This is a genomic window from Mesorhizobium sp. M1A.F.Ca.IN.020.03.2.1, assembly GCF_004023205.1.
GTDB lineage: Bacteria > Pseudomonadota > Alphaproteobacteria > Rhizobiales > Rhizobiaceae > Mesorhizobium.
Genome location: NZ_RZSV01000320.1, coordinates 1 through 5,032, shown reverse-complemented (window position 1 = coordinate 5,032; position 5,032 = coordinate 1). Strand labels below are relative to the sequence as shown.

Below are 5,032 nucleotides of genomic sequence, written 5' to 3'. Positions count from 1 at the left end.
ATCATCTTCGATGATGCCGACATTGACGGTGCTGTTGACGGTGCGGTCCAGGCGAAGTTCCGCAATGCCGGCCAGACCTGCGTTTCCGCGAACCGCATTTACGTCCAATCGAGCGTTCACGATGAGTCCGCCGAGAAATTGTGGAGAAGGTCCGGCACTTATCAGTGGTCCGACGTCTACTCCCGGAGCGAAGCCGTCGCCAACCCAAGATCGAGTCCCACATCGCAGATGATAATTCGATGCGGGGCCGAACGATAAATATGCATGCTTTGGCCACCCCGAGGCAGGGCTCATTGAGATGATCCGACCGCCTTGGAACAAAGATGGGGTAGAGCAGATGAAGCGTTGGCAGCGTGTCTCCATTCGACGCGAGCGCTTAGGATGGGATCACGATCATTCGCATCACGCGCAGCCGCAAGGGCGATGCCATGGCTACTTTGGAATCGTTGAAGTGGTTTGAGCCGGACAGTCACAAATACACCCGTTACGCCGCGGCTCAGGAAACGGGGCGGCGTCCGGCGGTGGAGGTGCTCGCTGACTTAAAAAGGGTGCGGGCAGTCGTTGCGCTTGAGAGCGACGACATTTGGGATCCGGCACGGGGTGACCTGCTGCCAATCGGCAGTTAACAGGGTCCGACAAAAGTGTGCACAACATGCTGCTGAAGTGGCCTCCGGAAGCGCTACCGGAAGTTACGCGTCTTGAACTTGATAGGGTCGATATGGTCATACTGCATCGACGATGTCGCGCCCCTTCGGCATGCCGCGCGGATCGATGCCCGATCCGCCGTGATGAGCCTCGTCCCTCGGCCGTGCGGCAACGGAAACGGCGTCTTGCGGTTTCCCACGCTGGCCAGCCCGGCCGACAGATCGGTCAGCTCGTGGGCGACGAGGTGCACCACCTCCTCTTCCGTCGGATGCGTCCGCGGACGCCGAGCATGGCCGAAGCAAGAAGCACGCGCCGGAATTTCTCGAGAGATCTTGACCCAGACGACGACGTTTGCCGCACCCGTCTCATCCTCCAGAGGAACATGAAGCCTTTGGCCGAGCCCGGCCGCTGCCGGACCAGCACCAGGCCGGCGGCCTCGAGCCAGCTTCTGCCTCGCGCCTGCATAGCATCCTGACAGGTCACGGTGCGGCGCCGGTTAGGCGGCACGCCGATTTTGGCAACGCTAGCCTGTGAACTGAAGAATGAAGGTCGGACTTGCGGCACATCGATTAGGTTCAAATGATAAGTTGCTGCCCGGCGAGGTCGTTTCAGCGCATCTCGACTGGTGGGTCGGCAAGACAATGCGGAACGGAAATGATCGCAGGCGTAAAGGACGGCTTTCGGGGCCGGAAGCTTCAGGCCTGGAACCGGACCCCAGTTTGGCGCAAGCATCGTGGCCTCCGCCCGGTCAGGCATTCACCGGCTCGCGAAATGCCAATTGATTCTGCTTAACCGGGCATACCTAAACGGCCACTTGCGTTCCGATCTCGACCACACGTCCGGTCGGGATCTGGAAATACTCCGTCGCGTCGGCGGCCGTGCGCGCCAAGCCGATGAACAGCTTGTCCTGCCACACCGGCATGCCGGAGTTGGGTGACGCCTTGAGCGAGCGACGCGACAGGAAGAAGGACGTCGTCATGATGTCGAACTTCCAACCCTGCTTGCGGCAGATCGCCAGCGCACGCGGGATGTTAGGCTGTTCCATGTAGCCGAAGGTCAGTGTCACCCGCATGAACAGCTCATTGATCGTTTCCATCTTGATCCGCTCGCTGTCGGGCACCACGGGCTGCTGCGCCGTCACCACAGAGAGGATGACGTTCTGTTCGTGCAGCGCCTTGTAGTGCTTCAGGCTGTGCATCAACGCGGTCGGCGCACTGGCGGGATCGCTGGTCAGGAACACGGCCGTACCGGACACCAGCTGCGGTTTCTTCTTCAACAGATTGCCCGCAAGGAAATCGAGCGGAATCTGGTTCCTGCGCGTCTTGTCAAATAGATACCTGCTGCCTCTTATCCAAGTCCACATGGTCATCACGATCACTGCGGCAATGGCAAGCGAGGCCCAGCCGCCTTCGAATACCTTGACGATGTTAGCTGCAAAGAAGCCGGTATCGATGAAGACGAACACCGCCATTAAGGCTATCGCGACGCCGAGCGGCCATTTCCAGATGCGCGTCATCACAACAAAAAGCAGTATGTTCGTCACCAGCATATTGCCGGTCACCGAAATACCGTAGGCCGAGGCCAGCCGGCTGGATTCGCCGAAGCCGACCACCAGCAGCATCACCACCAGCGCCAGCATCAGGTTGATGCGCGGCAGATAGATCTGGCCCGACTGTTTTTCCGACGTGTGCTGGATGACGAAACGCGGCAGCATGTTGAGCTGTACCGCTTGCCTGGTCAGCGAAAAGGCGCCGGAGATCACCGCCTGGCAGGCGATCACGGTCGCCGCCGTGGCAAGCACGACCATCGGAATAAGCGTCCAGCCCTGGTTCATCTCGAAGAACGGATGACCGACAACGCCGCCATTTGCCAGCACGAAGGCGCCTTGCCCGACATAATTGAGCAACAGACAAGGGAACACGATCGCCAGCCAGGCGAGCACGATCGGCTTGCGGCCGAAATGGCCGAGGTCGGCGTAGAGCGCCTCGGCTCCGGTGACGGCGAGGAAGACTGCACCAACCGTAACGAAGGCGACGTCAGGCGAGTTGACCAGGAACGACACGATGTAATGCGGGCTGATTGCCAGCAGGATTTCCGGGTCGTCCATGATGTGGTTGAGCCCGGAAAGGCCGATGGCCAGGAACCACAGCGCGGTAACGGGTCCGAACACCAATCCTACGCCGCCGGTGCCAAACCGCTGTACCGCAAACACGATCGCCAGGATGGCCAGTGTCAGCGGCACCACATAGGGCTGGAACGTCGGCGTGACGACATTCATACCTTCGACCGCCGACAGTACCGAGATTGCCGGCGTAATGACGGCGTCGCCAAAAAAAAGCGCCGCGCCGACGATGCCGATGCCGATGCCGATGCCGAGGATCACCGCAGAGCAGGTCGGGAAACTGTTGCGCGCCAGCGCCATAAGCGACAGCACTCCGCCCTCGCCTCGATTGTCGGCGCGGAGCACGAACATGATGTATTTGATCGTCACGGTGATCGTCAGGGACCAGATGATCAGCGAGAGTACGCCGAGGATGTCGCCACGGCTGGCGACGTTGCCACCCGCTGATGCATGCAACGCCTCGCGAAATGCATAGATCGGGCTGGTGCCTATATCGCCATAAACGACACCTAGTGCGCCCAACATCAGCGCCTTGGTGCTGTGCTGCTCGACCTCAGAATGGCTCGATTGTTCGACAGGTTCTGCCTCGTTACCAGCATTGGTAAGGGCCATGGACGACACTCCGATAAGCGCGCGGTGCTCTACGCTTGCTGCACTGCAATATCAAGTTCCGTCACGTAATGTCTGCCGTCTCGCCTGTCGTTGCTCGCCTTGGTAGACTCGCCAGCCCGCAGCCCTACCGAGCAGCAATAGCGCCCCGGCAGAACCCTCAATCGCCCAGATCAATGAATGGTTATCGCCCACAGTGCCCCCCCGCGATGCGGCCGATGGCGACCAGGGTGTCGTGGGCGCACAAGGATGGCGCTTTCCTGATGACGCCGTGCTCCAGGTGTGATCGCACCGTTGCTGCGCAAGCCATTTACTTGCTCGTCCCAGCGAGGACCGTGGCCAACTGGAACGCAGGGCCACGCCGCTCACCGGCCGCACTTTGCGGCGCAGATAACGATTCGATCTCCGCGGCGAGATTCTGGTTGAAGAAGCCACCAAGCTTGTCGAAGGACACACGGTCGTAATATCGACATGCCAGTATCCGCAACCCAGAAAAGCTCCTTGGGCTCCGCTGCGCGCGCCACGAACAACCCGATCTTCTCTGCGAAGAGGACGCCGTAATCCTTCAGGTTGAAGCCAAACCGGGGGGCGGCCGTGACGTATGGGCGAAGGGCTAGGAGGCGGGTTCGGTGAGGAACGGCATTGATGTCCACGCCGTCTCCTGGAAAGACAGAGGAATGCGGTGTCACCGACTGGCGCCGGAGGTTGATCCGGTGATTAGGAGGAGCACTCGTTGTCGGATTCTCGACGATGTCGGACATCTGACACAACGCTGCCAGAGCGATCACGTTGTTCCGAAACGATTTTCCCAGTTGGCACGACAATTGCGGTCCTATGCGCAAAAGCACTGCGATGCCGCACCGACTGGAAGAACTCATCAATGATCACGCTTTTCGAACATGTGGGCGCCGCTACCAACACTAAGCGTTCCCGATCAAACGGAAGCCTCTATCCCTTCTTTCTGAAGGCTGTCCGGACATGAACGCATTTGATGTCCGTCCAACGCTGGATGCTCCCGACGACGATCTCTATCTTTGGCTTGAAGATGTGGAAGGCGAGCGGGCACTTGCCTGGGCCGCCGGCCAGTCGGCAAAGACCCTGAAGCACTTCAGTGGAACGCAGTTCGAGCGCGACCGCGCGACTCTGAAGGCAGGCCTGTTCCCTAAGCGGCGTCGCATCTCCCCCGGCCGAGTCGCATGGCTTGAATCCGATATCAGGGCTTGGATGGAAACTAGATCTGAGAGCCGCACCGCATGAATGTAGCCTCCCAATATCTTCTCCCGTCTGTGGCGCATCACGAAGCCGGGCACGCGGTGGCCGCCATCGTTTTGCACCGTCAGATGTTCGACGACGACCGTGAACTCCCTGCTTTCTCAAGTGTTAGTATTTACCCCGACGCCGGTGACGGAGAGTGCGGTGGTTTTGTCGAAGGCACGGTTTTCTATTCAGCGCAAGGATTCACCTCGGAGCTAAAGCCGATTTTCGAGAACGATATGGATCGACATTTCCAACGCGATGAAGCGATCCAAGAGATAGTTGCGTGTCTGGCAGGTCCTTTTGCAGAATCCGCATTCGAAGGCTATCTGGACCCGCGCGATATGGCGATGAATGCGTCCGATGGGAATGAGGGGAGCAGCGACTACGCGGATGCCAAGC

The 5,032-nt window shown here is 59.5% G+C and carries 3 protein-coding genes and 2 pseudogenes; 3 read left to right on the top strand and 2 right to left on the bottom strand.

Translation table 11 applies throughout. The features are described 5' to 3' along the window. A pseudogene (locus EOA79_RS29515) lies at window positions 1-141 on the top strand (aldehyde dehydrogenase family protein); the annotation flags it as partial. Between the two features lie 538 nt (window positions 142-679). On the opposite strand, the pseudogene EOA79_RS29510 reads toward EOA79_RS29515, so the two are convergent. Both EOA79_RS29510 and EOA79_RS29505 read right to left on the bottom strand, forming a co-directional pair. Continuing rightward, window positions 680-1,140 (bottom strand): annotated as a pseudogene (locus EOA79_RS29510) (OB-fold nucleic acid binding domain-containing protein); the annotation flags it as partial. A gap of 307 nt (window positions 1,141-1,447) precedes the next feature. After that, on the bottom strand, window positions 1,448-3,379 hold the full coding sequence (locus EOA79_RS29505) for a potassium transporter Kup (protein WP_063169287.1): 1,932 nt from the start codon (window positions 3,377-3,379) through the stop codon (window positions 1,448-1,450). Between the two features lie 975 nt (window positions 3,380-4,354). Here EOA79_RS29505 and EOA79_RS34180 point away from each other — a divergent pair. Both EOA79_RS34180 and EOA79_RS29495 read left to right on the top strand, forming a co-directional pair. After that, on the top strand, window positions 4,355-4,633 hold the full coding sequence (locus EOA79_RS34180; protein ID WP_063169289.1) for an AlpA family phage regulatory protein: 279 nt from the start codon (window positions 4,355-4,357) through the stop codon (window positions 4,631-4,633). Continuing rightward, on the top strand, window positions 4,630-5,032 hold a 403-nt coding region (locus EOA79_RS29495; protein WP_164747208.1), incomplete at its 3' end, for a hypothetical protein. The genes EOA79_RS34180 and EOA79_RS29495, both read left to right, overlap by 4 nt.

Coding starts and splice junctions, on each gene's coding strand:
- EOA79_RS29505 (WP_063169287.1), bottom strand. CDS start 3,379: ATGGCCCTTACCAATGCTGGTAACGAGGCAGAACCTGTCGAACAATCG.
- EOA79_RS34180 (WP_063169289.1), top strand. CDS start 4,355: ATGAACGCATTTGATGTCCGTCCAACGCTGGATGCTCCCGACGACGAT.